This is a genomic window from Streptomyces sp. NPDC000410, from assembly GCF_040300305.1.
Taxonomy (GTDB): Bacteria; Actinomycetota; Actinomycetes; order Streptomycetales; family Streptomycetaceae; genus Streptomyces.
Genome location: NZ_JBEPDM010000002.1, coordinates 383,222 through 407,762, shown reverse-complemented (window position 1 = coordinate 407,762; position 24,541 = coordinate 383,222). Strand labels below are relative to the sequence as shown.

The following is a 24,541-nucleotide window of genomic DNA, read 5'->3' as shown; positions in this document are numbered from 1 at the left end:
GGCTCGGGCCCGATCCGTAGGACGCCCCCTAGGCCACCGCCGCGAACTGCGCCTCGTACAGCCGCGCGTACGCCCCGCCCGCCGCCAGCAGTTCCTCGTGCGTGCCCTGCTCGGCGATGCGGCCCTCCTCCATCACCAGGATCACGTCGGCGTCCCGGATCGTGGAGAGCCGGTGTGCGATCACGAAGCTCGTGCGGCCTGCGCGCAGCGAGGACATCGCCCGCTGGATCAGCACTTCGGTGCGGGTGTCGACCGAGCTGGTCGCCTCGTCGAGGACGAGGATCGACGGTTCGCCGAGGAACGCCCGCGCGATGGTGAGGAGTTGCTTCTCGCCCGCGCTGAGCCCGCCGCCGTCCTCCTCCACCACGGTGTCGTAGCCGTCCGGCAGGGTCCGGATGAAGCGGTCGGCGTGGGCCGCCATCGCCGCCTCGACGACGCGCTCCCGGGAGACCTCGCCCGGCACTCCGTAGGCGATGTTGTCGGCGATCGTCCCACCGAACAGCCAGGTGTCCTGGAGCACCATGCCGATGCCGGAGCGCAGGTCCTCGCGCGACATCGCCGCGATGTCGGCGCCGTCGAGGGTGATCCGGCCGCCCGTGGCCTCGTAGAACCGCATCAGCAGATTGACCAGCGTGGTCTTTCCGGCCCCGGTGGGGCCGACGATCGCGACGGTCCGGCCCGGCTCGACCGTCAGCGACAGGTCGTCGATGAGCGGCTTGGCGGGCTCGTAGCGGAAGGACACGTTCTCGAACGTGACCCGTCCGGCCCGCCTCCCGGTGCGGCCGGGAAGACGGGTGGCGACCGGCCCCTCGGTCTCCTCCTCCGCGTCCAGCAGGTCGAAGACCCGCTCCGCCGAAGCGACTCCCGACTGGAGCAGGTTGGCCATCGACGCGACCTGGTTGACGGGCCCGTTGAACTCGTACAGGTACTGGACGAAGGCCTGGACGTCGCCGATCGACAGCGAGCCCGACGCGACCCGCAGTCCGCCGACGACGGCCACCAGCACGTAGTTGAGGTTGCCGACGAAGCTCATCGCGGGCTGGATGACGCCGGAGACGACCTGGGCGCGGAAACTCGCCGCGTACAGCTCGTCGCCCAGCGCGTCGAAGGTCTCCACGGCCTGTCGCTGCCGGCCGAAGACCAGCACCTCGGCGTGCCCGCTGTACATCTCCTCGACATGGCCGTTGAGCTTGCCGGTGACGGCCCACTGCTTGACGAACTGCGGCTGGGCCCGCTTGCCGATCGCGACCGCCAGCAGCAGCGACACCGGCACGCTCGCCAGGGCGACCAGCGCCAGCAGCGGCGAGATCCAGAGCATCATCACCAGCACGCCGACGATGGTCAGCAGCGCCCGCATCATCTGGCTGAAGGCCTGCTGCATGGTCTGGGTGATGTTGTCGATGTCGTTCGTGGTGCGGGAGAGGATCTCGCCGCGCGGCTGCTTGTCGAAGTACGACAGCGGCAGCCGCGCCAGCTTCGCCTCGGCGCGCTCGCGCAGCCGGTAACCGGCCCGCTGGACGACGTGCGTGGCCAGCCGCAGCTGCGCCCAGGTGAGGGCGGCGGAGCCCGCGACCACCCCGAGCACGACCGCGAGCACCTCCCCCACGGCGCGGAAGTCGACGCCACCGGGGCTCCTGGCACCCGCGACGACCAGGTCCGTCGCGTGGCCGAGGAGCTTCGGGCCGAGTACGGCGAGGGCGACGGCGGCCGTCGCGGCGGCGACGACGGCGAGGAGCAGCGGCCGGTCCGGTCCCATCGTTCGCAGCAGCCGCAGACCGGAGCGGCGGAAGTCCAGGGACCGTTCGAGGGACGGGGTGGTGGATGCCATGCCCGGTCCGCGCTGCTGCGGCGGTCCCTTCCGCTCGGGCGCTGTCATGACGCCTCCTCCTCGGTCAGCTGGGAGAGCACGATCTCCCGGTAGGTGGGGTTGTCCCGCATCAGTTCCGTGTGGGTGCCGCTGCCGGCGATCCGGCCCTCGTCGAGGACGACGATCCGGTCGGCGCCGCGGATCGTGGCGACCCGCTGGGCGACGATGACGACGGTCGCGTCCGCGGTCTCCTCCGCGAGCGCCGCGCGCAGCGCCGCGTCGGTGGCGTAGTCGAGGGCCGAGAAGGAGTCGTCGAAGAGGTAGATGTGCGGCCGGGCGACGAGTACGCGGGCGATGGCGAGCCGTTGGCGCTGGCCGCCGGAGAGGTTGCCGCCGCCCTGGGCGACCGGCGCGTCGAGCCCGTCCGGCAGGGCTTCGACGAAGTCGCGGGCCTGGGCGATGTCGAGCGCGTGCCACAGTTCCCGGTCCGTCGCGTCCGGGTTTCCGTAGCGCAGGTTGGTGGCGACGGTCCCGGAGAAGAGGTACGGCTTCTGCGGTACGAGGCCGACGGTGCGGGACAGCACGGCCGGGTCGATGTCCCGTACGTCCGTGCCTCCTACCAGGACCTGCCCCGCGGTCGCGTCGAGCAGCCGCGGCACCAGGCCCAGCAGGGTCGTCTTGCCGCTGCCGGTGGAGCCGATGACGGCGGTGGTGCGGCCGGGGCGGGCGGTGAGGTCGATGGCGCGCAGGACGGGTTCCTGGGCGCCGGGGTAGCTGAAGTCGGCGCCGCGGATCTCCAGATGGCCGGGGGCGCGCAGCTCGCGTACGACGCCGGAGCCCGCTGCCCGGGTGTCCTGTCCGGTGTCGAGGACCTCCTTGATCCGTTCGGCGCTGACCTCGGCGCGCGGCAGCTGCATCGCGAGGAACAGCGTCATCATCACGGCCATCATGATCTGCATGAGATAGCTGAGGAACGCGATCAGTGAACCGGGCCGCATGGCGCCGGAGTCGAGCTGATGGCCGCCGAGCCAGATGACGGCCACGGTCGCGAGCTCCCACACCAGCAGGACCGTCGGGAACATCAGTGCCTGGAGCCGGCCGGCGCGCAGCGCGACGGTCATCAGATCGCCGTTGGCCTCGGCGTACCGGCGCTGTTCGTGCTCGTCCCGCACGAAGGCGCGGATGACGCGGATGCCGGTGATCTGCTCCCGCATCATCCGGTTGACCTGGTCGACACGCTCCTGCATGCCCCGGAACAGCGGTCGCATCCGGCGGATGATCAGGGCGACGGGGACGGCGAGCAGGACGGCGAACAGGAGCAGGAGCAGGGACAGCGGTACGTCCTGGCTCAGCGCCATCGCGATGCCGCCCAGGGCCATCAGCGGGGCGGCGACGAGCATCGTCAGGACGAGGACGGTCAGCGTCTGTACCTGTTGTACGTCGTTGGTGGTGCGGGTGATCAGCGAGGAGGCGCCGAAGCGCCCCATCTCGCGGACGGAGAACCGCTGTACGTGGCGGAAGACGTCGCCGCGCAGATCGCGGCCGATTCCCATGGCGACGCGGCCGCCGAACCAGACGGCGGCCGCGGCGCTCCCGACCTGGAGCAGGGTGAGGGCGAGCATCCGGCCGCCGGTGGCGAGCACATGGCCGGTGTCGCCGGCCAGGACGCCGTTGTTGATGAGATCGGCGTTGAGGGTGGGCAGGGAGAGCGACGCGAGGGTCTGGACGAGCTGGAAGAGGACGACGAGGGCGAGGGGGACGGTGTACGGGCGCAGCCGGGGCCCGAGGAGTCGTAGCAGCATCATGGTCCGCCGCCGTCAACCGGCGTAGGGGCGGCGGGCCTTGGCCTCGCGCAGCGCGGTGGCCCACCAGGCGAGCTGGTCGAGCATGGTCTTGGCGGCGGCGTCGGGGCCCGCCGGGTCCTTGTGCTGTCCGTCGGCGTCGAACTGGGAGTGGGCGTTGGGGAAGGGGACGCCGTCGCGCATGGTGACGGCGTGCATCTCGGCGAACACCTGGCGGAGCTGTTCGACGGCGCGCAGACCGCCGGAGATACCGCCGTAGGAGACGAAGCCGACGGGCTTGGCCTGCCACTGGGTGTAGTGCCAGTCGATGAGGCTCTTGAGGGGGGCGGGGAAGGAGTGGTTGTACTCGGGGGTGATGACGACGAAGGCGTCGGCGTCCTCGAGCCGGGGCGAGACCTTGGCGAGTTCGGCCTTCACGTCGTCGTCCGGCCGGTAGGAGAGGGCAACGGGCAGGTCGACGTCGGCCAGGTCGATGACGTCGATGGTGAAGTCGTCGTGGGTGGTGGCCCGGGAGAGGAACCAGTCGGTGATGACGGGCGCGAAGCGGCCCTCGCGGTTGCTGGCGACGATGACGGCGAGCTTGAGGGATGCGTGAGAAGACGCCTGCTCGGGCGTGTTGATGTCCATGTCGAAGAGCCTCTTACCTCAACCATGGTTGAGGTCAAGCGCTACTCTGGAGAACATGACGCATCTCGCCTGGGACGCCAAGGAAGCCACTGTCGGTGAGCTGGCGGAACGCAGCGGAGTCGCACCCTCCGCACTGCGTTTCTACGAACGCGAGGGGCTGATCAAAAGCCGCCGCACCTCGGGCAACCAGCGGCGCTACAGCCGGGACACGCTCCGCCGGGTGGCCTTCATCCGCACCTCCCAGCGACTCGGCATCCCGCTCGCCACGATCCGCGAGGTACTGGGGCTGCTGCCGGACGACCGGACGCCCACGCGGGAGGACTGGGCGCGGATCTCGGAGTGCTGGCGCGAGGATCTCGACAAGCGGATCCGCACACTTGAGCGACTGCGGGACAATCTCACGGACTGCATCGGGTGCGGGTGCCTGTCGATCGACCGGTGCGTCCTGTCCAACCCCGCCGACGAGCTGGCCTCGCACGGGCCGGGCCCGCGACGACTCATCGAGGACTGACCGGGCCGGCCCCGCCGGGGCTCCGACCCGCCCGACCGCGTCGGGCGCGCCGACCGGATCCGGCGAGCCCGGCCGGGTACGGGAAGCCCTGCCGAGCCCAGGAGCCCGCGCCGAATCCGGCACGCCCGACGGGCCCGGCGCGCCCGTCCGGTGGCGGCGTCACCCTTGTGGCAGCGCGGCCCCCACGAGTGGGCCGCGTCCGCTCGTACGCCCGTGACCTGCGAGGACGCGTGCTGTCCAGGGCGACACACCACGCGATACGAGGGAATCTGATCACCCATCAGCAGGCGTGGACGGCGCGCTGCCTTTTACCTCGGAGTTGAGGATCCGTCCGCCGCCGCCGAGCGGCGGACGCCATCGCCCCGGAGGACGACGACATGCGCACCACCGCCCGCCTGCTGACCGGCCCCGCGCTGGTGACCGCGGCCGTCTGTCTCGGCAGTGTGGTCGCCGCCCCGGCGCCGGCCGCGTACGCCGAGGACTTCGCGGTGCTGGAGATCTACCCCCAGGCCGCCGGACCCGGCGAGACCGTCACGGTGAACACCACCGCCTGCGGCAAGAACGCCCACGGCACCGGTGACGCGCACTCGCTCGGCGCGGGTGACTTCAAGGCGGCGCCCGCGACGCACAAGGAGGTCGTGGTGGGCCAGTTCAAGGTGCCCAAGGGTGCCAAGCCGGGCACCTACAGCATCGGCCTGCTGTGCGACAACGGCAAGGAGGCCACCGGCGACCTCGTGGTGCGGTCCCACGGGCAGCAGCCGAGCGGCCATGTACAGACAGGGGTCGGCGGCAGCGTCGGCCCCGACACCACCCAGATCGCGGCGGGTGTGGCCGTTGTGGCCGCGGCCGCCGTCGGCGGGACCTGGCTCCTGCGCCGTCGGGCGAGCGGCGCGCAGGGCAGCTGACGGGCGGCTGCCGGGCGGCCTCCACCGCCTCGTACGCCGGTCCGATGTCCCGCCCTCCCCCGCCTCCGTCATGCGTTGCGCTGACGGAGGCGGGACGTATTTGCCCGTCGGATGCCGCCCGTCGGGTGTCGTCCGTCGGAAGTCGTCCTCGGACGCCGCCCCGTCGGGTGTCGTCCGTCGGGTGTTGTCCGTCGGGTGTTGTCTTCGGATGTTGTCGGAGGGTGTGCGGATGAAGGCCAAGGGCTGGCTGATAGCCATCGCCTTCTGTATCGGAGCGTGGCTGATACAGAACGGCTCGCAGCACATCACCCCGCCGACCCCCTCCGCCGCCCAGGCCTTGGCGGCCTTCTCGGCCGGCTGGCACACGGAAGCGGCCGCCGACCCGCTGCCACCCTCCGAACCGGTCCGTTTCCGCATCCCCCGGCTCGACGTGGACGCCCCCGTGATGGGGCTCGGGCTCGCCCCGGACAACAGTCTCGTCGTACCGCCCGCGGCGGACCCCGATCTGACCGGCTGGTACGAGGACGGCACCGCCCCGGGCGCGAAGGGCACCGCGATCGTCGTCGGCCATGTCGACAACGCGGACGGCCCCGCCGTCCTCTACCACCTGGGCACGCTGAAGAAGGGCCACCGGATCGAGGTGCTCCGCAAGGACGGCCGCACCGCCGTGTTCACCGTCGACGCCGTGGAGGCGTACGAGATCGACGACTTCCCGGACCAGAAGGTGTACGGGCCCGCCGACCGGGCCGAGTTGCGCGTGATCACCTGCGGCGGCCGCTTCGACGCCAGGACCGGCTACCAGGGCAATGTGGTGGCGTACGCGCATCTCATCGGCGTACGCGAGTAGGCCGTCTGGTCACGCCCGCCGGACCGCGCCGCTGCGCCGCCTGGTCACGCCCACTGGTCGAAGGCCAGCTTCGCCACCAGCGAGAACACGACCACGAGCAGCACCCCACGCACGAACTCCGCCCCCTTGCGCAGCGCCATCCGCGCCCCGAGCTGGCCGCCCGCCAGATTGAACACCGCCATCAGCACGGCCAGCTGCCACAGCACGCTGCCCTGGTAGGCGAACATCGCGAGCGCCCCGGCGTTGGTGCAGACGTTCACGATCTTGGCGGTGGCGGAGGCCGTGACCATGTCGAGGTGGAGCACGGCCGTGAGCGCGAGGACCAGGAAGGTGCCGGTGCCGGGCCCGAAGAGCCCGTCGTAGAAGCCGAGCCCGCCACCGACGAGGACGATCGCGGTGACGACCCGGGCGCGGGTGACCGGGCCCCGGGCCTCGGTCGCCGTACCGAAGGCCGGACGGAACAGCACGAACGCGGCGACGCCGAGCAGCACCACCATGATCACGGGCCGTAGGACGTCGCTGCTGATGCCCGCCGCGAAGAACGCCCCTCCCATCGACCCGGCGAGGGCGAAGAGCCCGATCCGTACCGCCGTCTTCACACTGACCGGGGCCTTGCGGACGTACGTCACCGCCGCACCGGTCGTGCCGACGATGGCCACCGCCTTGTTGGTACCGAGCGCGTGCGCGGCCGGGACCTGCGGCAGCCCGAGCAACAGCGCGGGGATGAGGAGCAGCCCGCCACCGCCCACCACCGCGTCGATCCAGCCGGCCAACGCGGCGGCGAGGCAGAGGAGCAGCAGGGTGGTCAGCGATATGTCAGGCATGCATGCGAGCTTAGCCCCTTACATGATCTCCCGTCCGGCAAGATCGGGAAGGCGGACGGGAAGGTGAGCGGGCAGCCGGACGGGAAGACGGACCCGCCCGGCCCTCACACTCCGGCGGGCCGTCCGCTGAGGGCAGCGTTCCTCGCGGGAAACAGCCGGGATGCGGGCGGGTAACAGCAGCGGCGCAGGCTGCCTGCATGGACTCCAGGATCGTGGTGATCGGCGCCGGAATGGCGGGGACGCGGCTGGCGCGACAGCTGTCCGCGTCGTCCCCGTCGTCCTCCCCGTCGTTCGACGTCACGCTGCTCGGCGAGGAACCGCACGACCCGTACAACCGGGTGCTGCTGGCGGAGGTCCTCGCCGGGCGGTACGGGCCCGAGGTGGTCGCCCTGCCGCCGGTGCCGGTGCGGCGCGGCGTCCGGGCGGTCTCGATCGACCGGGCGGCCCGGGTGGTGCACTGCGCGGACGGCGCGGAGGCTTTCGAGCTGCCGTACGACCGGCTGGTCCTGGCGACCGGCTCGAACCCGGTGCTGCCGCCCTTGCGCGGCATCGGCGGCGGGCGCCTCCCGGACGGCGTCCACCCCTTCCGCACCCTCGACGACTGCCTGGCCCTCGCGGCCGCCGCCCTCCCCGGCACCCGCGCCGTGGTCGTCGGCGGCGGCCTCCTGGGCGTCTCGGCGGCCCGCGCCCTGGCCGAACGCGGCGCGGACGTGGTCCTGGCCCACCAGGGCCCCCACCTGATGGACCGCCACCTCGACGCGGCGTCGGGCGAGCTGGTCCGGCGCCACGTGGAGGCCCTCGGGGTGGAGGTCCACACGGAGTGCCACGCCCGTGGCCTGCGCGCCGACGGGGCCCGCGTGTGCGGCGTCGAACTCGCCGACGGCTTCGTCCTGGACGCCGAAACCGTGGTCCTGGCCTGCGGCGTCCGCCCCCGCACGGGCCTCGCGGCGGAGGCGGGCCTGGAGGTCCGTCAGGGCATCGTGGTCGACGACGAGCTGCGTACGTCGGACCCGTACATCCACGCGATCGGCGACTGCGCGGAACACGGCGGGCGGGTGTACGGGCTGGCGACTCCCGCGCTGGAGCAGGCGGACGCGCTGGCGGGCATCCTGGCCGGTGACGGGCAGTCGACCCGCACAGGAGTGACGCACCCACCGGCCCGCACGGGTGGCTCCATGCCCGCCCCCGAGGCATCCGGGCCCGCCCCCCGAACCGAGCCCCCCCGCTACACGGGCACGCGCGCCCTCACCCGCCTCACCCTCTCGGGCCCCGTCCCGGACCACGCCCCCTTCGACCTCGCCACCTTCGGCGAGCCGACCCCCCGCCCCGGCGACGACGTCGTCCAACTGACCGACGCCACCCGCGGCGCGTACCGGAAGGTCGTCGTCCGCGGCGACCGCCTCGTCGGCGGCGTACTGCTCGGAGACCTCGCCCGGGTCGGCACGCTCGCCCGCGCCTGGGAGGCCGACGAACCCCTCCCCGATCACGACGACGCCCCCCTTCTCCACCTGCTCACCACCGACGGAGGACTCTGAGATGACGACGACCACCCCCACGATCGTGCTCGTCGGCCACGGAATGGTCGGCCAGCGCTTCCTGGAGGCCCTCGCCGAGCGGGGCGTGACGAGCCGCGCGCGGATCGTCGTCCTGTGCGAGGAGCCCCGCCCGGCATACGACCGCGTCCAGCTGACCTCGTACTTCTCCGGCCGGACCCCCGACGACCTCTCCCTCGTCGAGGACGGCTTCATGGCCCGGCACGGCATCGAACTCCACCTCGACGACCCGGCGGAGACGGTCGACGTCACCACCCGCACGGTCACCTCCCGCGCCGGCCGGACCTTCAGCTACGACAGCCTCGTCCTGGCCACGGGCTCGTACCCGTTCGTCCCGCCCGTCCCCGGCCGGGACGCCGAGGGCTGCTTCGTCTACCGCACCATCGAGGACCTCCTCGCGATCGAGGAGTACGCGAAGACCTCCCGCACCGGCACGGTCGTCGGCGGCGGCCTCCTCGGCCTGGAGGCGGCGGGGGCGCTCAAGGGCCTCGGCCTGGACACCCACATCGTCGAGTTCGCGCCCCGCCTGATGCCGGTCCAGGTGGACGACGGCGGTGGCGCGGCCCTCCTGCGCACGATCGAGAACATGGGCCTGACGGTCCACACGGCCGTCGGCACCCAGGAGATCGTCACGCGGGACTCCACCGTCACCGGCATGAAGCTGTCGGACGGCTCCACCCTCGCCACCGACCTCGTCGTCTTCTCGGCGGGCGTCCGCCCGCGCGACCAGCTCGCCCGCGACGCGGGCCTCGCGGTCGGGGAGCGCGGCGGCATCGTGGTCGACGAGCGATGCCGTACGTCCGACCCGTCCGTGTACGCGATCGGCGAGTGCGCGCTCGCGGCGGACGGCAGGGTGTACGGCCTGGTCGCGCCGGGCTACGAGATGGCGAACACGGTCGCGTCCGTCCTCGCGGACGAGGAGTCGGAGTCCGGGTTCACCGGAGCCGACCTGTCGACCAAGCTCAAGCTCCTCGGCGTGGACGTGGCGTCCTTCGGCGACGCGCACGGCACGGCCGACGGCTGCCTCGACGTCGTCTACTCCGACTCCCGCGCCGGCGTCTACAAGAAGCTCGTCGTCAGCCCGGAGGGCGAGCTCCTCGGCGGCGTCCTGGTCGGCGACGCCGAGTCGTACGGCATGCTCCGCCCGCTCACCGGCTCGGTCCCGCCCGTCCCGCCCGAACAGCTCGTCCTGCCGGCCGGCGTCGGCGCGCCCGTCGCGCTCGGCCCGTCCGCGCTCCCCGACGACGCGGTCATCTGCTCCTGCCACAACGTCACCAAGGCCGAGATCTGCGCCTGCTCCTCCCTCCCCGAGGTGAAGAAGTGCACCAAGGCGGGCACGGGCTGCGGCAGCTGCGTGAAGGTGATCGGCCAGCTCCTCCCCCAGCCCGAGGACACGGGCCTGTGCGGCTGCTTCCCGCACACGCGCAGTGAGCTGTACGAGATCGTCCGCACCCGGCGCCTGACCTCGTACGCGGCCCTCCTCGACGGGCACGGCCGCGAGGAGGCGCGCGGCGGTGACGGCTGCGAGATCTGCAAGCCGACGGTCGCCTCGATCCTGGCGTCCCTGAGCAACGGCTACATCCTCGACGGAGAGCAAGCCGCCCTCCAGGACACCAACGACCACTTCCTCGCGAACATCCAGCGCAACGGCTCCTACTCGGTCGTCCCCCGCATCCCCGGCGGCGAGATCACCCCCGACAAACTCATCGTGATCGGCGAGGTGGCTCGCGACTTCGGCCTCTACACGAAGATCACCGGCGGCCAGCGCATCGACCTCTTCGGCGCCCGCGTCGACCAGCTCCCCGCGATCTGGACCCGCCTCGTCGACGCGGGCTTCGAGTCGGGCCACGCGTACGGAAAGGCGCTGCGGACGGTCAAGTCCTGCGTCGGGCAGACCTGGTGCCGCTACGGCGTCCAGGACAGCGTCCGCATGGCGATCGACCTGGAGCTGCGCTACCGGGGCCTGCGCGCCCCGCACAAGCTCAAGTCGGCCGTCTCGGGCTGCGCCCGCGAGTGCGCCGAGGCCCAGTCGAAGGACTTCGGCGTGATCGCCACCGCGTCCGGCTGGAACCTGTACGTCGGCGGCAACGGCGGCGCCACCCCCCGCCACGCGGACCTGCTCGCCCAGGACCTCTCCGACGCCGAACTCGTCCGCCTCATCGACCGCTTCCTGATGTTCTACATCCGCACCGCCGACCGCCTGGAGCGCACCTCGGTGTGGCTGGAGCGCCTGGAAGGCGGCCTGGACCACCTCCGCGACGTGGTCGTCCACGACTCGCTCGGTCTCTGCGACGAACTCGAGTCCCTGATGGCCGAGCACGTCGCCGGCTTCCGCGACGAATGGGCCGAGACCCTGGACGACCCTGACCGGCTGCGCCGCTTCGTGTCGTTCGTGAACGCCCCGGACGTACCCGACCCGTCGGTGAAGTTCGTCCCGGAGCGGGACCAGATCAAGCCGAACCTGACCACCCTGACCCTGGAAGGCACCCTCACTCGATGACCCTCCAACTCGACCTCGACGGCACCTGGTTCCCGGTCTGCGACCCCTCCCGTCTGACACCCGGCCGGGGCGTCGTGGCCCTCCTCCCCGACGGCCGCCAGGCCGCCCTCTTCCTGGACCGCGCGGGCCGCGCCTTCGCGATCGACAACCGCGACCCCTTCACCGGCGCCCAGGTCCTCTCCCGGGGGCTGCTCGGCTCCGCGTCCGGCCGCCCCTTCGTCGCCTCACCGCTGCTCAAGCAGCGCTTCGACCTGGAGACGGGCCGCTGCCTGGACGACGATTCCGTGTCGGTCTCCACCTTCCCGGTCAGGAGGTCCGACGAGCGGTCTCCGCGTCCGGGCGGTACGGCGGCCGGGCCTCCGTCCGGGTCCGGGTCCGCCTCGCGCTGAACGTCCGGCCGGCACCGCTCATGGCCGCGAGCAGCCCGCCCGCCAGCAGCACGACCGCCCCGGCCGTCTGCACCGGCCCGAGGGACTCGCCCAGGAAGACGTAGGCGCAGAAGGAGCCGAAGACCGGGACCGTGAACATCATCAGGGAGGCGGAGGCGGGGCCCACCGCCGCGACTCCCCGGTAGTAGAAGAGGTTCGCGACGGCGGCCGGGCGACTCCGTCCTGCGCGGCACGCTGCTCCGGCTTCATACGGCGCCGGCCGGCGGGGCGGACGCGCTGGTGCGGGACGAGCGGCTGACGGCCGCGGTGACGGCGATGGCACGGCGGGGCGCGCACGGGCCTGCCGTGCTGCGCGAGGCGTCGGACGGGGCCCGGCAGCGGGCCGCGCGGCGGGCGCGGGCGGTGCTGCGGGAACGGTTCGTCGAGCAGGTGCCGGGACAGGAGCTGGCGGATGCGACGGGGTTGAGCCGGTTCGCGCTGTACCGGGCGTTCCGCGCCGAGTACGGGATGACGCCGAGCGAGTACCAGCGCCTGCTGCGGCTGCGCCGGGCGCGGGAGCTGCTGACGGCCGGCGGGACGGCGGCGGACGCGGCGGTGTCGGCCGGGTTCGCGGACCAGCCGCACTTCCACCGGTGGTTCGTGCGGTGTTACGGGGTGACGCCGGGCGCGTACCAGCGCGCCGGCATTACTTGACCGACCGTTCCAGATAGACGTAGGGTCACACCGTGGCCAGAACAAGGGAATTCGATCCGGACGCCGCACTCCAGGCAGCCCTCGAGCTGTTCTGGAGCCGCGGCTACGAGGCGACGTCCATGGCGGACCTCGTCGAGCACCTGGGGATCGGCCGCGCCAGCATCTACGCGACCTTCGGCAACAAGCACGAGCTCTACCTGAAGGCGATGGAGCGGTACACGGAGGTCCGCGACCCGTCGATGCTGACGGAGCTCTCCCAGCCCGGCCCCGCCCTGCCGGCCGTCCGGGCCCTGGTGCGCCGGTTCGCCGCCGAGGCGGCGTCCGACGAACACCGGCTGAACGGCTGCTTCATCACCAACACGGCGGCCGAACTGGCCCCGCACGACCGGACCGCCACCCGGCGGGTCGAGAGCAGCTGGGAGTACGTCGAGACGCTGCTGCACTCCGCCCTGGTGCGCGCCCGCGCACAGGGCGAGCTGCCCGAGGACCGCGATCCGCGGGCACTGGCCAGGATGCTGCTCGTCCTGATGCAGGGCCTCCGGGTCGTCGGCAAGGCCTCCAGCGACCCGGCCCGGGTGCGCGACGCGACGGAGCAGGCGCTGGCACTGCTGGACTGACCGGGGCGCGGTCCCGCGCCCGACCGGGGCAGTTTTCGCTGCCTCAATAACAGAACGATCGTTCAAGTATGAGGGGGATGTACGAGATGGTCAGGAACCGCTCGCAGGCAGGTTCGAGGGAAGGCGGCGTCACCGACGCGCAGCGAGCCCTGGGCAGCACACACGAGAAACCCGGTGCGGGTACCGGCCGCGGCCCGGGGCGCGGTACGGCCACGCTCACGCCGCCGCCGTCGCCCTCGTCACCCCCGGCGTCGGTCTCGCCGTCCACATCGCCGTCGCCCTCTGCCGCGGCCCCGGACCCGGCCCCCGAGAAGCCCGCCACCGCGCGGAGCGCCTTCGCGCTGCTCGGCGCCGTGCAGGTCACCCTCATCTTCACGCTCGCGTCGATCGCCGTGCCGCTCCCCCGCATCGGCCAGGAGTTCGGCATCGGCCGCGGCGAGTTGCTGCTGCTCAGCGCCGCGTACGGGCTCACCTTCGCCGGGCTGCTGCTCCTCGGCGGGCGGCTCGCCGACCGGTACGGCGGGCGGGCGGCGCTCACCGCCGGGCTGCTGGTCTTCGCCGCGGCGTCGGCCGCCGCGCCGCTCGCGACGACGTACGACGCGCTGCTCGCGGCCCGCTTCGCGCAGGGCGTCGGGGCGGCGCTCGTCGCGCCCGCCGCGATGGGGGTGCTACGGGCGGTGTTCCCGTCGGCCGCCTCGTACGGGAAGGCCATGGCCACCTGGGGCGGGCTGTCCGTACTCGGGGCGACGGCCGGGAACCTGCTCGCCGGGGTCATCGCGGCGCTCACGTCGTGGCGCTGGGCCTTCGCCGTGCCGCTCGTCGTCGCGGGTCTGGCGCTCGCGCTCGCACCCCGGGTGCTGCCCGCCACCCCGCCGGGGGCCGGGCGGGCGCTGGACATCCCCGGAGCCGTACTCGCCACCGCCGGGATCACCCTCGCCGCGTACGGGCTCGTCCTCGAGGCGACCGTTCCGCTGCTCGTCGGCCTGGCGCTCCTCGTCGGCTTCGCGGTCGTCGAGCGGCGCGCCGCCGACCCTCTCCTCCCGCCCCGCTTCCTGCTGGACGCACGCCGGGCGCTCGGCCTGGCCACGGTCGCGCTCGTCGCGGCCGGGACGGCGACGACGTTCATCCTGTTCTCGCTCCACCTGCAGCAGGAGCGCGGCTACTCGCCCCTGCAGACGTCCGCCGCCTTCGTGCCCTTCGCCGTCGCCCTGCTCTCCGCCGGCCGCGCCGCCGGGCCGCTCATCGGGCGGTACGGAGCGCGCAGGGTCACCGCCGCCGGGCTGGTCACCGGCGGCGCGGGGCTCGGGCTGCTCGCCGCACACGGACTCGAGTACACGTACGCCCTCGGCCTGCTGCCCGGCCTGGTCCTGCTGCCCGCCGGGGCCGCCGTCTCCTTCGCCGGGGCCGCGGTCCTCGCCACCGACGGCGTACCGCTCCGCGACACCGGTCTCGCGGGAGGCGTCATGAACACCGCGATGGAGCTCGGTCCGACCGTGGTCTTCGCCCTGCTCCTCACCCTCGGCAGCGACAGCGCGTCGCTCGCCGCGACGGCGGGCGCCTTCGCCGCCCTCGCACTGTCCCTCCTCCGCACGAAGGAACGGGCGAGGTAAGCCGGTAGCACACCGAACAAGCCGGTAACACACGAAGCAATCCACCCAAAAGCAATCCGCATCCGCATCCGCACAGAAAAATCCGCGCGAGCAATCCGCGATCCGCAATCCGCGCGAACAACCCGAAACAGGAGTTTCACAGATGTCTCGTTTCACCGGTCGCTCCGTCCTCGTCACCGGCGCCGGCACCGGCCTCGGCCGCGCCATCGCCCTCGCCTTCGCCGCCGAAGGCGCGAACGTCACCGTCGCCGGACGCACCCTCGCCCGCCTCGAAGAGACCGTCGCCCTCATCGAGAAGGCGGGCGGCACCGCGGCCGCCCACACCGCCGACATCACCCGCTCCGACGACGTACGCGCCCTCGTCGCGGCGGCCGTCGACCGGTTCGGCGGGCTCGACATCGCCGTGAACAACGCCGGCGTACTGCTCGGTGCCGGGCCGCTCGACGAGGTCGGCGAGGAGGACTGGGACACGGTCCTGCGCACGAACGTCACCGGCGTCTTCCTGGCGATGAAGCACCAGATCGCGTACATGAAGGAGCACGGCGGCGGCGCCATCGTGAACGTCTCCTCCAACCTCGGCGCCCATATGCGCATCCCGAACCTCGCCGCGTACATCACCTCCAAGGCCGCCGTCTCCGCGCTGACCCGGGCCGCCGCCCTGGACCACATCCAGCAGGGCGTACGGATCAACGCCGTGAGCCCCGGCGCCGCCGAGGGGCCCATGTCGCTGGCGCCCGGTCAGACCGAGGCCGACCGCGCCGAGCGGGCGAAGTCGGAGAACCCGCTCGGCCGGATCGCGTCGGCGGAGGAGGTCGCCGAGGCCGTGCTCTACCTCGCGTCGCCGCTCGCGGGTTCCGTCGTCGGCACGGACCTGGTGATCGACTCGGGGTCCGCCGCGTAGGCCCTGTCCGCCCGGCCCGTTCCGGACGGTCGTACGCTGGCGGCACAGGTCTTCCCTACCGAGGAGTAAGGCATGCCGAAGACGGCCGGCTGGACCGCACGCGACATCCCCGACCAGAGCGGACGCACCGCGGTGGTCACCGGAGCCAACAGCGGAATCGGCCTCGTCACGGCCCGTGAGCTGGCCCGCCGCGGCGCGCGAGTGATCCTCGCGTGCCGCAGCGAGGCACGGGGGACGGAGGCCGAGCAGCTCGTCAGGCGGCAGGTCCAGGGCGCGGACGTCGAGTTCCGGCCGCTGGACCTGGCCGACCTCGCCTCCGTACGGCGGTTCGCGGAGGCGTACGAGCCCGGGACGCTGGACCTGCTCGTCAACAACGCGGGCGTGATGGCACTCCCGTACGGCAGAACCGCCGACGGCTTCGAGACCCAGTTCGGGGTCAACCACCTCGGGCACTTCGCCCTCACCGGACTGCTGCTCCCGAAGCTGCTGGAGACTCCGGGCGCCCGCGTCGTCACCGTCTCCAGCGGGCTGCACGCGCTGGCGAACATCGACATGGGCGATCTCAACAGCGAGCGCCGCTACCGCAAGTGGGTGGCGTACGGGCGCTCCAAGACCGCGAATCTGCTGTTCACCCACGAGCTGGCGCGGCGGCTGCGCGGCGCGGGCTCGGACGTCGTGGCGGCGTCGGCGCACCCGGGCTACGCCGCCACCAACCTGGCGACCGCGGGCGCGCGGATGGAGGGGCGCCGGGCGGCCGAACGGATCATGGAGTTCGGCAACCGGATCATCGCCCAGCCCGCCGAGGCGGGCGCGCTGCCCACCCTGTACGCGGCGACCGCGCCCGGCGTACGCCCCGACTCGTTCACCGGGCCGCGGCTCCAGGGCTGGCGGGGCGCGCCCACGGAGTCCTGGCGGACCCGGTGGACGCTGAACGATGTCGCCGGTGAGCGGCTCTGGGTGGCCTCGGAGCAGCTCACGGGCGTGGCGTACGACGATCTGAAGCGATAGCCGGGCCGGTCGGGCCCGTCAGGACTGGCTCTCGACGGCCTTGGGGTCCATCCAGACGACCTCCCAGGTGTGGTGGTCCGGGTCCTGGAAGGAACGTCCGTACATGAATCCGTGGTCCTGGGTCTCGTTCGCGGGCGACCCGCCGGCGGCGAGGGCCGCGTCCGCCAGCTCGTCGACCTTCTCGCGGCTCTCGACGCTGAGCGCGAGGAGCACTTCGGTGCTGGTGGTCGCGTCGGCGATGTCCTTCTTGGTGAACTCCTTGAAGCGCGGCTCGGCCAGGAGCATCGCGAAGATGGTGTCGCTGAACACGAGACACGCGGTGCTCTGGTCGCTGAACTGCGGGTTGAAGGAGTAGCCGAGCGCGCTCCAGAAGGCCTTCGACTTCTCGAGGTCCTTCACCGGCAGGTTCACGAAGATCATCTGCGCCATCGTTCTTCTCTTCTCTTCCCTCGTCGTCCCGCCGTGGTGGCGGTTTCGAGGGGTAGACCCAGGGGTCACCCGGAACTCATCGCTCGCGCCGAAAAAACTTTCGCCCGGCGTCAGGCCGCGCCGCAGCGCTCCCGGACCCGCTGCCTGACGGTCTTTCCGGCGGACGGCCCATGCCGGCACAGGTCGCTACGCCGCACGGGTCGTGTTCCTGGCCCGACAGCGGCATTCCGGCACCTCGACTCTTCCGCTTCATCGGCCGTTGCCGCACCGTCAATTCAGTGCTCCTAGGTTCCTTCAGCGCGCGACCCTGTGCCGCCGGCCGGCGGCACAGGCGGTCACGATCCTCATGGAGTGACAGTGGAACGACGCAGCTTCCTGCGCGGAGCGGTCATCGGCACGTCCGCCGCAGCGTTCGGCAACACCCTGTGGCAGGGCGCCGCCTACGCGGCCCCCGCCCAGCCCGGCCCCGGCCCCTACGGGGCGCTGGGCGCGGCGGACGCGAACGGCATCATGCTGCCCAGCGGCTTCACCAGCCGGGTGATCGCCCGGTCCGGCCAGACCGTGAGCGGCACCTCGTACACCTGGCACAACGCCCCGGACGGCGGCGCGTGTTTCGCCGACGGCTCGGGCTGGATCTACGTGTCGAACTCCGAGATCAACCCCTCCGGCGGTGCGAGCGCCGTCAAGTTCAACTCGTCCGGCACGATCACCGGCGCGTACCGGATCCTCTCGAACACCCGGCAGAACTGCGCGGGCGGCAAGACCCCGTGGAACACCTGGCTGTCCTGTGAGGAGGTCAGCCTGGGCTATGTGTACGAGACCGACCCGTACGGGGTGAACGCGGCCGTGCGGCGGTCGGCGATGGGCCGGTTCAAGCACGAGGCCGCTGCCGCCGACCCGGTGCGCCAGGTCGTCTACCTGACCGAGGACGAGTCGGACGGCTGCTTCTACCGCTTCATCCCCACCACCTGGGGCAACCTCTCCTCCGGCACCCTCCAGGTCCTCAAGGCCGGCAGCGGCACCTCCGGCTCCTTCACCTGGCAGAACGTGCCGGACCCGGACGGCTCCCCGACCGTGACCCGCAACCAGGTCTCCGGGGTCAAGCGGTTCAACGGCGGCGAGGGCTGCCACTACGCCAACGACACCGTCTGGTTCACCACCAAGGGCGACAACCGCCTCTGGCAGCTGAACCTGGCGAACAGCACCTACGAGCTGGCCTACGACGACTCCCTCGTGGTGGGCGGCGGCGCGCCGCTGACCGGCGTCGACAACGTCACCGGATCCTCCTTCGGCGACCTGTACGTGGCCGAGGACGGCGGCAACATGGAGATCTGCGTCATCACGCCGGACGACGTGGTCGCGCCGTTCCTGCGGATCACCGGCCAGTCCTCCTCGGAGATCACCGGCCCGGCCTTCTCCCCCGCCGGCAACCGCCTGTACTTCTCCAGCCAGCGCGGTACGAGCGGCAGTTCGTCGGGCGGCATCACCTACGAGGTGACGGGCCCGTTCCGCGCGTAGGCGAAGCCGCGGCCGGAGCCTGAACCGGACCCTGTGCCTGTGCCTGTGCCGGAACCGGAGCATGGGCATGGGCATGGGGGGCCTGGGCCGGAACCGGCGCCGGGTCCCGCTGGGCTCCGCCCCTGAGCAGGGCGGTGCCCAGCGGGGTCATCGTGTGCAGCACCGCGTTCCCGTTCCGCAGGGTGATCACCAGGCCGGCTTCGCGCAGCACGCACGCGTGCTGGCTGGCCGACGCCAGCGACACCCCGGCCCTGCGGGCGAGTTCGCTCGTCGTACAGCCGTTGCCGATGGAGTGCAGGACGGCCGAGCGGGTGTGGCCGACGAGCCGCCCCAGCGACACCCGGTCCCGCTCGGCGTCCACGGGGGCCGCGGCGCCGCAGTGGGTGACCGGGTAGACCAGGACGGGCGGCAGCGCCGGATCCCGGCGGACCACGGGCGTACCGCGGCAGAAGTACGACGGCTGGAGCAGCAGCCCGCGCCCTTCCAGATGGACATCGCGGTCGACGGGGTAGTCCGCCTCCAGGACGGGGGCGCTCCAGCGCAGCATCGGCGGGAGCGAGGCGAGCAGTTCGTCGGCGCCGCCGTCGAGGAGGGCCCGGCCGCGGGCGGCCCTGTCGGCCTCCACGGCGGCCTGGATCTGCGTCCAGTACGGGTCCACGGCGGCCCGGTGGTAGCTGCGCAGGGCGCCGATCAGCCGGGCCATCGGCTCGGCCGCGCCCTCGTCGAGCCCGGCGAGCCGGCCGGCCGGTGCGGTGTGCGGACGGTCGGCGGCGAGCAGCCCGAGCTCCGCGCGCAGCCGGCGCACCGGGGTGACGCGTACCGCTTCGAGCCCTTCGTCGAGGCCGTGGAGCGCTTCGGGCGGGGTGAGAAAGTCCGGGAAATAGCCGCGGGACGGCACGAGCGAGGCGAGCAGACGTGTTTCACCATTCAACCGGGCGCGGGTTTCGCTGCGCCATTCCCCGTAGACGGTGGCGCCGCGCCGGTCCCGTAAACGATGAAAGCTGAGAATTGTCTCCCACAATACGTCCGGCCTGACCGCCAGTCGGACCCTCGCAAGGTCCTCCCCGGTGAAATGGATACGCAGCACGGAACCCCCACTGTTGCATCCGCAATCGACCCGCCCCTGAGTATGCACTCAGTCACGCCACGTTACCACGATGTTTCGGTCAGAGCTGAAACGCAGTGCGGAGGACCCTGCCGAACCGAAAAGCTGTACGACGTCGGACGCGAAACCTTCCTGTACCGAAGGGGCGAGGCAAAGACCGTGGGGGGCTTTCCCCGCCCGGCGGCGGTCGGCGGAGGTTGCGGCTCCGTGTCCGGCATAGGTAATGGGGCGTGGCCTGCGGGTGGGGATCCGCAGGTCGCGCCCCGCCTCTTCTTTGCTCAAAGAATGGCGGAAATCAAACCGCCCACAATAGTCCGGAATTCAAGGACGAGGCCAAGGGCTGAACCAAGGGCGGGAAAGCCGAAGAGGGGCGCGCACCTCCGCACAAGGTGCACGCCCCTCTTCTTCTTCTGTGCGCCGGGACCATCGGCGGGTCGGTGAGGGTCAGGATGAACCACCGACGGTCCCGGGGTCATATGCCGGTCGACCGGAGGGCCGACCGGCGCCGCGGCATCACGCCGTACGGGTCAGCGGCTGTCGCTCCCGGTCGACTGCGCGGCCGCGCGGCCCGCCTCCAGCCGCGCCACCGGGATCCGGAACGGCGAGCAGGAGACGTAGTCCAGGCCCACCTCGTGGAAGAAGTGCACCGACTCGGGGTCGCCGCCGTGCTCACCGCAGACGCCGAGCTTGATGTCCGGGCGGGTGGCCCGGCCGGCCTCGGCCGCGCTGCGGACCAGCGCGCCGACGCCGTCCTTGTCGATCGTCTCGAACGGGCTGACGCCGAAGATGCCCTTCTCCAGGTACGCGGTGAAGAAGCTGGCCTCCACGTCGTCCCGGCTGAAGCCCCATACGGTCTGGGTGAGGTCGTTCGTTCCGAAGGAGAAGAACTCGGCGGCCTCGGCGATCTGTCCGGCGGTCACGGCGGCGCGCGGCAGCTCGATCATCGTGCCGAGCGCCAGCTTCAGCTCGATGCCGGTGGCGGCCTGGACCTCGGCGATGACCTTCTCGGCGTCCTCGCGGACGATCTCCAGCTCCTGGACGGTGCCCACGAGCGGGATCATGATCTCGGCGCGCGGGTCGCCCTTGGCGTCGATCCGTGCGGCGGCGGCCTCGGCGATGGCCCGGACCTGCATGGTGAACAGGCCGGGGATGACCAGGCCGAGGCGGACACCGCGCAGACCCAGCATCGGGTTCTGCTCGTGCAGCTTGTGCACGGCCTGGAGCAGGCGCAGGTCGTTCTCGTTGGCGTCCTTGCGGGCCTCGGCGAGGGCGACGCGCACCGACAGCTCGGTGATGTCGGGCAGGAACTCGTGCAGCGGCGGGTCGAGCAGCCGCACGGTCACCGGCAGCCCGTCCATCGCCTCGAACAGCTCGATGAAGTCCTGCTTCTGCTGCGGGAGCAGCGCCTTCAGCGCTTCCTCGCGCTCCTCGTCGGTGTCGGCGAGGATCAGCTTCTCGACCATCTCGCGGCGCTCACCGAGGAACATGTGCTCGGTGCGGCACAGGCCGATGCCCTGGGCGCCGAAGCGACGGGCGCGCAGCGCGTCCTCGGCGTTGTCGGCGTTGGCCCGTACGCGCAGCCGGCGGACCCGGTCCGCGTACGCCATGATCCGGTGCACGGCGGCGACGAGCTCGTCGGCGTCGTCGGCGCCGGCGTGCATGCGGCCCTCGAAGTACTCGACGACCGGGGAGGGCACGACCGGGACCTCACCGAGGTACACCTTGCCGGTGGAACCGTCGATGGAGACGACGTCGCCCTCTTCGACGACCGTGCCGTCGGCGGCGGTCATCCGGCGGCGCTTGGTGTCGACCTCGAGCTCCTCGGCGCCGCAGACACAGGTCTTGCCCATGCCGCGGGCGACGACGGCCGCGTGCGAGGTCTTGCCGCCGCGCGAGGTCAGGATGCCCTCGGCGGCGATCATGCCGTTGAGGTCGTCGGGGTTGGTCTCACGGCGGATCAGGATGACCTTCTCGCCGGAGCGCGACCACTTGACGGCCGTGTACGAGTCGAAGACGGCCTTGCCGACCGCCGCGCCGGGCGACGCGGCGATGCCGCGGCCGATCTTCTCGACCTTGGCGCTCTCGTCGAAGCGCGGGAACATCAGCTGGGCGAGCTGGGCGCCGTTGACGCGCTGGAGCGCCTCTGCCTCGTCGATCAGGCCCTGGTCGACCAGCTGGGTGGCGATCCGGAAGGCGGCACCGGCGGTGCGCTTGCCGACGCGGGTCTGGAGCATCCACAGCTGGCCGCGCTCGATGGTGAACTCGATGTCGCAGAGATCCTTGTAGTGGGTCTCCAGCGTCTCCATGATCTGCATCAGCTGGTCGTACGACTTCTTGTCGATCGACTCCAGCTCGGCGAGCGGCACGGTGTTGCGGATACCGGCGACGACGTCCTCGCCCTGCGCGTTCTGCAGGTAGTCGCCGTAGACGCCCTGGTGGCCGCTGGCGGGGTCACGGGTGAAGGCGACGCCGGTGCCGGAGTCGGGGCCGAGGTTGCCGAAGACCATGGAGCAGACGTTGACGGCCGTGCCGAGGTCGCCGGGGATGCGCTCCTGGCGGCGGTACAGCTTGGCGCGGTCCGTGTTCCACGAGTCGAAGACCGCCTTGATGGCGAGGTCCATCTGCTCGCGCGGGTCCTGCGGGAAGTCCCGGCCGGCCTCGGCCTTGACGATCTTCTTGAACTGCTTGACCAGCTTCTTCAGGTCGGCGGCGTCGAGATCGGTGTCGACGGTGACCTTCTTGGCGCGCTTGGCCTCGTCGAGCGCCTCCTCGAAGAGCTCGCCGTCGACGCCGAGGACGGTCTTGCCGAACATCTGGACGAGCCGGCGGTACGAGTCCCAGGCGAAGCGCTCGTCGCCGGCCTGCTTGGCGAGGCCCTCGACGGACTTGTCGGAGAGACCGATGTTGAGGACGGTGTCCATCATGCCGGGCATGGAGAACTTGGCACCGGAGCGTACGGATACGAGCAGGGGGTTGTCGGCCTGGCCGAGCTTCTTGCCCATCTCCTTCTCGAGCGCCTCGAGGTGCGCGCTGACCTCGTCACGGAGTGCCGCGGGCTCCTCACCGCTCTCGAGGTAGACCTTGCAGGCCTCGGTGGTGATGGTGAAGCCCGGAGGAACCGGGAGGCCGAGGTTGGTCATCTCGGCCAGGTTCGCGCCCTTGCCACCGAGAAGGTCCTTGAGGTCCCTGTTGCCCTCGGTGAAGTCGTAGACGAACTTCTGATCTTTGTTTTCCGACACGGGTCTCGACTCCTCGAGGACTCGGTGGCTGCCCTGACGGCGAGGAACATACCCAGATCGAAGGCAGATCGGTACGTCCACTTGTCTGTCATTCGGCCGTAACCACCCGTCCGCCACTAGATCGCAGGTTACCGATGCGTAAACAGAGTCGCCTCGACACCTTCACCCCTCGAAGAGCGCTTGACTCAAAGTAGGGGATCTGCGCTCAGGTGAGCGCCCTCTCGGGCAAGTGAGTTCAAATATTGAACACAACTAGACGATATTTGGAGCTGAGCCTTCGAGAACTGAAGTGGCTCATGTTTCGCTCATCTGAGCGCAACCCTTATCAAGGGTGGCGAGAATCACGCAGTGCGAGACGGCCTGATTTCACGATACGGACCTTCACGGCTCCCCACCTTCCGAGGCGCGGGCCCGCACGACGAACCCCCGCCGGGAGGTCCCACACCCCCCGACGTGGGGAAGTGTGAGCCCCGGCGGGGGTTCAGGGGTGGAGCCCCGCAGAAGGGGCGGGGCGCCTCAGCCGCCCGACGTGTCCAGTTCCGCGTCCTCCCCGACCGACGCGCAGTCGTACGGGTCCTTCAGCCAGCCGTCCGGCAGCACCACCCGGTTGTTACCCGACGTACGCCCGCGCGGACCGTCCGCACCCACCGGCCACGCCTGGTCCAGATCCAGCTCGCTCAGATGAGCGTCCATCTCGGCCAGCGACGACGTGATCGCCAGCTTCTTCCGCATCTCCGAACCGACCGCGAAGCCCTTCAGGTACCACGCCACGTGCTTGCGGAAGTCGATCACGCCGCGTGCCTCGTCCCCGATCCACTCGCCGAGCAGCTCCGCGTGCCGCCGCATGATGCCCGCGACCTCCCGCAGCGTCGGCGTCGCGTATCCCTCGGCACCCGTGCCCTCGAACGCCGCCACCAGGTCGCCGAACAGCCACGGCCGCCCCAGGCACCCGCGCCCCACCACGACCCCGTCGCAGCCGGTCTCGCGCATCATCCGCAGCGCGTCGTCCGCCGACCAGATGTCGCCGTTGCCGAGGACGGGGATCTCCGGCACGTGCTCCTTCAGCCGGGCGATCGCGTCCCAGTCGGCCGTGCCGCCGTAGTGCTGGGCGGCGGTCCGTCCGTGCAGGGCGATGGCGGTCACGCCCTCCTCGACCGCGATCCGCCCCGCGTCCAGGTACGTGATGTGGTCGTCGTCGATGCCCTTGCGCATCTTCATCGTCACCGGCAGGGATCCGGCGTTGCCGACGGCCTCGTTGAGGATGGCCCGCAGCAGCGGCCGCTTGTACGGGAGGGCCGACCCGCCGCCCTTGCGGGTCACCTTCGGCACCGGGCAGCCGAAGTTCAGGTCGATGTGGTCGGCCAGGTCCTCGTCCACGATCATGCGTACGGCCTTGCCGACGGTGACCGGGTCCACCCCGTAGAGCTGGATCGAGCGCGGCGTCTCACTCGCGTCGAAGTGGATGAGCTGCATCGTCTTCTCGTTGCGCTCGACCAGCGCCCGCGTCGTGATCATCTCGCTGACGAACAACCCCTTGCCACCGGAAAACTCACGGCAGAGGGTGCGGAACGGCGCGTTGGTGATGCCGGCCATGGGAGCGAGCACCACAGGGGGCTGCACGGTGTGCGGGCCGATGGAGAGCGTGGTCATTGGCCC

21 protein-coding genes are annotated in these 24,541 nt (G+C 71.5%); 12 read left to right on the top strand and 9 right to left on the bottom strand.

What is annotated here, in order from left to right:
• Positions 1-28: 28 nt before the first annotated feature.
• Genes ABT342_RS05190 through ABT342_RS05180 form a run of 3 tightly spaced genes read right to left on the bottom strand, consistent with a single transcriptional unit; the run spans position 29 to position 4,236 of the window.
• Positions 29-1,876, bottom strand: coding sequence for an ABC transporter ATP-binding protein (locus tag ABT342_RS05190; protein WP_502965461.1), 1,848 nt, complete (start codon positions 1,874-1,876; stop codon positions 29-31).
• Positions 1,873-3,609 carry an ABC transporter ATP-binding protein gene (locus ABT342_RS05185; protein WP_351567334.1) on the bottom strand — a complete coding sequence of 579 codons (1,737 nt, stop codon included), beginning with the start codon at positions 3,607-3,609 and terminating at the stop codon, positions 1,873-1,875. The genes ABT342_RS05190 and ABT342_RS05185 overlap by 4 nt, the downstream gene beginning before the upstream one ends.
• 15 nt (positions 3,610-3,624) lie before the next feature.
• Positions 3,625-4,236 carry an NADPH-dependent FMN reductase gene (locus ABT342_RS05180; RefSeq protein WP_351567208.1) on the bottom strand — a complete coding sequence of 204 codons (612 nt, stop codon included), beginning with the start codon at positions 4,234-4,236 and terminating at the stop codon, positions 3,625-3,627.
• 55 nt (positions 4,237-4,291) lie between these two features.
• Here ABT342_RS05180 and soxR point away from each other — a divergent pair, with 55 nt between their 5' ends.
• The 3 genes from soxR (at position 4,292) to ABT342_RS05165 (ending at position 6,499) form a co-directional block, all read left to right on the top strand.
• Positions 4,292-4,747: a redox-sensitive transcriptional activator SoxR gene (soxR, locus tag ABT342_RS05175; RefSeq protein ID WP_351567205.1), complete on the top strand. Its 456-nt coding sequence runs from the start codon at positions 4,292-4,294 to the stop codon at positions 4,745-4,747.
• 377 nt (positions 4,748-5,124) lie between these two features.
• Positions 5,125-5,652: a GVDTG sorting domain-containing protein gene (locus tag ABT342_RS05170; RefSeq protein WP_351567202.1), complete on the top strand. Its 528-nt coding sequence runs from the start codon at positions 5,125-5,127 to the stop codon at positions 5,650-5,652.
• A 229-nt stretch (positions 5,653-5,881) separates the two neighbouring features.
• A complete protein-coding gene (locus tag ABT342_RS05165; protein WP_502965466.1) occupies positions 5,882-6,499 on the top strand; it encodes a class F sortase in 618 nt (205 codons plus the stop codon).
• A gap of 44 nt (positions 6,500-6,543) precedes the next feature.
• On the opposite strand, the gene ABT342_RS05160 is transcribed toward ABT342_RS05165, so the two are convergent.
• Positions 6,544-7,323 carry a sulfite exporter TauE/SafE family protein gene (locus ABT342_RS05160; RefSeq protein ID WP_351567199.1) on the bottom strand — a complete coding sequence of 260 codons (780 nt, stop codon included), beginning with the start codon at positions 7,321-7,323 and terminating at the stop codon, positions 6,544-6,546.
• Positions 7,324-7,520: 197 nt separating this feature from the next.
• Here ABT342_RS05160 and ABT342_RS05155 point away from each other — a divergent pair, with 197 nt between their 5' ends.
• Genes ABT342_RS05155 through nirD form a run of 3 tightly spaced genes read left to right on the top strand, consistent with a single transcriptional unit; the run spans position 7,521 to position 11,765 of the window.
• Positions 7,521-8,858 (top strand): NAD(P)/FAD-dependent oxidoreductase, encoded by a 1,338-nt coding sequence (locus ABT342_RS05155; protein ID WP_351567196.1) that lies wholly within the window; start codon positions 7,521-7,523, stop codon positions 8,856-8,858.
• A 1-nt stretch (position 8,859) separates the two neighbouring features.
• Complete coding sequence (nirB, locus tag ABT342_RS05150; protein WP_351567193.1) at positions 8,860-11,376, top strand: nitrite reductase large subunit NirB; 2,517 nt, start codon at positions 8,860-8,862, stop codon at positions 11,374-11,376.
• The gene (gene nirD, locus ABT342_RS05145; RefSeq protein ID WP_351567190.1) at positions 11,373-11,765 is read left to right on the top strand and encodes a nitrite reductase small subunit NirD; all 393 of its coding nucleotides are present in this window, start codon (positions 11,373-11,375) and stop codon (positions 11,763-11,765) included. Before nirB ends, nirD begins: the two co-directional genes overlap by 4 nt.
• On the opposite strand, the gene ABT342_RS38195 is transcribed toward nirD, so the two are convergent.
• Complete coding sequence (locus tag ABT342_RS38195) at positions 11,683-11,931, bottom strand: EamA family transporter (RefSeq protein WP_502965460.1); 249 nt, start codon at positions 11,929-11,931, stop codon at positions 11,683-11,685. The two genes, nirD and ABT342_RS38195, sit on opposite strands and share 83 nt — an antisense overlap.
• A gap of 113 nt (positions 11,932-12,044) precedes the next feature.
• Here ABT342_RS38195 and ABT342_RS05135 point away from each other — a divergent pair, with 113 nt between their 5' ends.
• From ABT342_RS05135 to ABT342_RS05115, 5 genes are all read left to right on the top strand, one after another.
• Positions 12,045-12,458, top strand: coding sequence for a helix-turn-helix domain-containing protein (locus ABT342_RS05135; RefSeq protein ID WP_502965459.1), 414 nt, complete (start codon positions 12,045-12,047; stop codon positions 12,456-12,458).
• A gap of 32 nt (positions 12,459-12,490) precedes the next feature.
• Positions 12,491-13,075: a TetR/AcrR family transcriptional regulator gene (locus tag ABT342_RS05130; protein WP_351567184.1), complete on the top strand. Its 585-nt coding sequence runs from the start codon at positions 12,491-12,493 to the stop codon at positions 13,073-13,075.
• 77 nt (positions 13,076-13,152) lie between these two features.
• Positions 13,153-14,685: an MFS transporter gene (locus ABT342_RS05125; protein ID WP_351567181.1), complete on the top strand. Its 1,533-nt coding sequence runs from the start codon at positions 13,153-13,155 to the stop codon at positions 14,683-14,685.
• A 142-nt stretch (positions 14,686-14,827) separates the two neighbouring features.
• Positions 14,828-15,586, top strand: a complete 759-nt coding sequence (locus ABT342_RS05120; RefSeq protein ID WP_351567178.1) for an SDR family NAD(P)-dependent oxidoreductase — start codon at positions 14,828-14,830, stop codon at positions 15,584-15,586.
• A 72-nt stretch (positions 15,587-15,658) separates the two neighbouring features.
• Positions 15,659-16,594, top strand: coding sequence for an oxidoreductase (locus ABT342_RS05115; RefSeq protein ID WP_351567176.1), 936 nt, complete (start codon positions 15,659-15,661; stop codon positions 16,592-16,594).
• Positions 16,595-16,612: 18 nt separating this feature from the next.
• Here ABT342_RS05115 and ABT342_RS05110 read toward each other — a convergent pair whose 3' ends face one another.
• The gene (locus ABT342_RS05110; RefSeq protein ID WP_351567174.1) at positions 16,613-17,023 is read right to left on the bottom strand and encodes a VOC family protein; all 411 of its coding nucleotides are present in this window, start codon (positions 17,021-17,023) and stop codon (positions 16,613-16,615) included.
• A gap of 357 nt (positions 17,024-17,380) precedes the next feature.
• Between ABT342_RS05110 and ABT342_RS05105 the strand changes: the two genes are divergently transcribed.
• The gene (locus ABT342_RS05105) at positions 17,381-18,541 is read left to right on the top strand and encodes an alkaline phosphatase PhoX (protein WP_351567171.1); all 1,161 of its coding nucleotides are present in this window, start codon (positions 17,381-17,383) and stop codon (positions 18,539-18,541) included.
• On the opposite strand, the gene ABT342_RS05100 is transcribed toward ABT342_RS05105, so the two are convergent.
• The 3 genes from ABT342_RS05100 to dusB all read right to left on the bottom strand — a co-directional run bounded on the left by ABT342_RS05100 (position 18,507) and on the right by dusB (position 24,535).
• Entirely contained in the window at positions 18,507-19,628 is a 1,122-nt protein-coding gene (locus tag ABT342_RS05100; protein WP_351567168.1) for an ArsR/SmtB family transcription factor, read from the bottom strand. The two genes, ABT342_RS05105 and ABT342_RS05100, sit on opposite strands and share 35 nt — an antisense overlap.
• 545 nt (positions 19,629-20,173) lie before the next feature.
• Positions 20,174-22,885, bottom strand: a complete 2,712-nt coding sequence (gene ppdK / locus ABT342_RS05095; protein WP_351567165.1) for a pyruvate, phosphate dikinase — start codon at positions 22,883-22,885, stop codon at positions 20,174-20,176.
• 516 nt (positions 22,886-23,401) lie between these two features.
• Positions 23,402-24,535 (bottom strand): tRNA dihydrouridine synthase DusB, encoded by a 1,134-nt coding sequence (gene dusB, locus ABT342_RS05090; protein WP_351567163.1) that lies wholly within the window; start codon positions 24,533-24,535, stop codon positions 23,402-23,404.
• Positions 24,536-24,541 lie beyond the last annotated feature (6 nt).

Excerpts from the sequence above, each read along its gene's own strand:
- ABT342_RS05190 (WP_502965461.1), bottom strand. The coding sequence starts at position 1,876 with ATGACAGCGCCCGAGCGGAAGGGACCGCCGCAGCAGCGCGGACCGGGC.
- ABT342_RS05185 (WP_351567334.1), bottom strand. The coding sequence starts at position 3,609 with ATGCTGCTACGACTCCTCGGGCCCCGGCTGCGCCCGTACACCGTCCCC.
- ABT342_RS05180 (WP_351567208.1), bottom strand. The coding sequence starts at position 4,236 with ATGGACATCAACACGCCCGAGCAGGCGTCTTCTCACGCATCCCTCAAG.
- soxR (WP_351567205.1), top strand. The coding sequence starts at position 4,292 with ATGACGCATCTCGCCTGGGACGCCAAGGAAGCCACTGTCGGTGAGCTG.
- ABT342_RS05170 (WP_351567202.1), top strand. The coding sequence starts at position 5,125 with ATGCGCACCACCGCCCGCCTGCTGACCGGCCCCGCGCTGGTGACCGCG.
- ABT342_RS05165 (WP_502965466.1), top strand. The coding sequence starts at position 5,882 with ATGAAGGCCAAGGGCTGGCTGATAGCCATCGCCTTCTGTATCGGAGCG.
- ABT342_RS05160 (WP_351567199.1), bottom strand. The coding sequence starts at position 7,323 with ATGCCTGACATATCGCTGACCACCCTGCTGCTCCTCTGCCTCGCCGCC.
- ABT342_RS05155 (WP_351567196.1), top strand. The coding sequence starts at position 7,521 with ATGGACTCCAGGATCGTGGTGATCGGCGCCGGAATGGCGGGGACGCGG.
- nirB (WP_351567193.1), top strand. The coding sequence starts at position 8,860 with ATGACGACGACCACCCCCACGATCGTGCTCGTCGGCCACGGAATGGTC.
- nirD (WP_351567190.1), top strand. The coding sequence starts at position 11,373 with ATGACCCTCCAACTCGACCTCGACGGCACCTGGTTCCCGGTCTGCGAC.
- ABT342_RS05125 (WP_351567181.1), top strand. The coding sequence starts at position 13,153 with ATGTACGAGATGGTCAGGAACCGCTCGCAGGCAGGTTCGAGGGAAGGC.
- ABT342_RS05120 (WP_351567178.1), top strand. The coding sequence starts at position 14,828 with ATGTCTCGTTTCACCGGTCGCTCCGTCCTCGTCACCGGCGCCGGCACC.
- ABT342_RS05115 (WP_351567176.1), top strand. The coding sequence starts at position 15,659 with ATGCCGAAGACGGCCGGCTGGACCGCACGCGACATCCCCGACCAGAGC.
- ABT342_RS05110 (WP_351567174.1), bottom strand. The coding sequence starts at position 17,023 with ATGGCGCAGATGATCTTCGTGAACCTGCCGGTGAAGGACCTCGAGAAG.
- dusB (WP_351567163.1), bottom strand. The coding sequence starts at position 24,535 with ATGACCACGCTCTCCATCGGCCCGCACACCGTGCAGCCCCCTGTGGTG.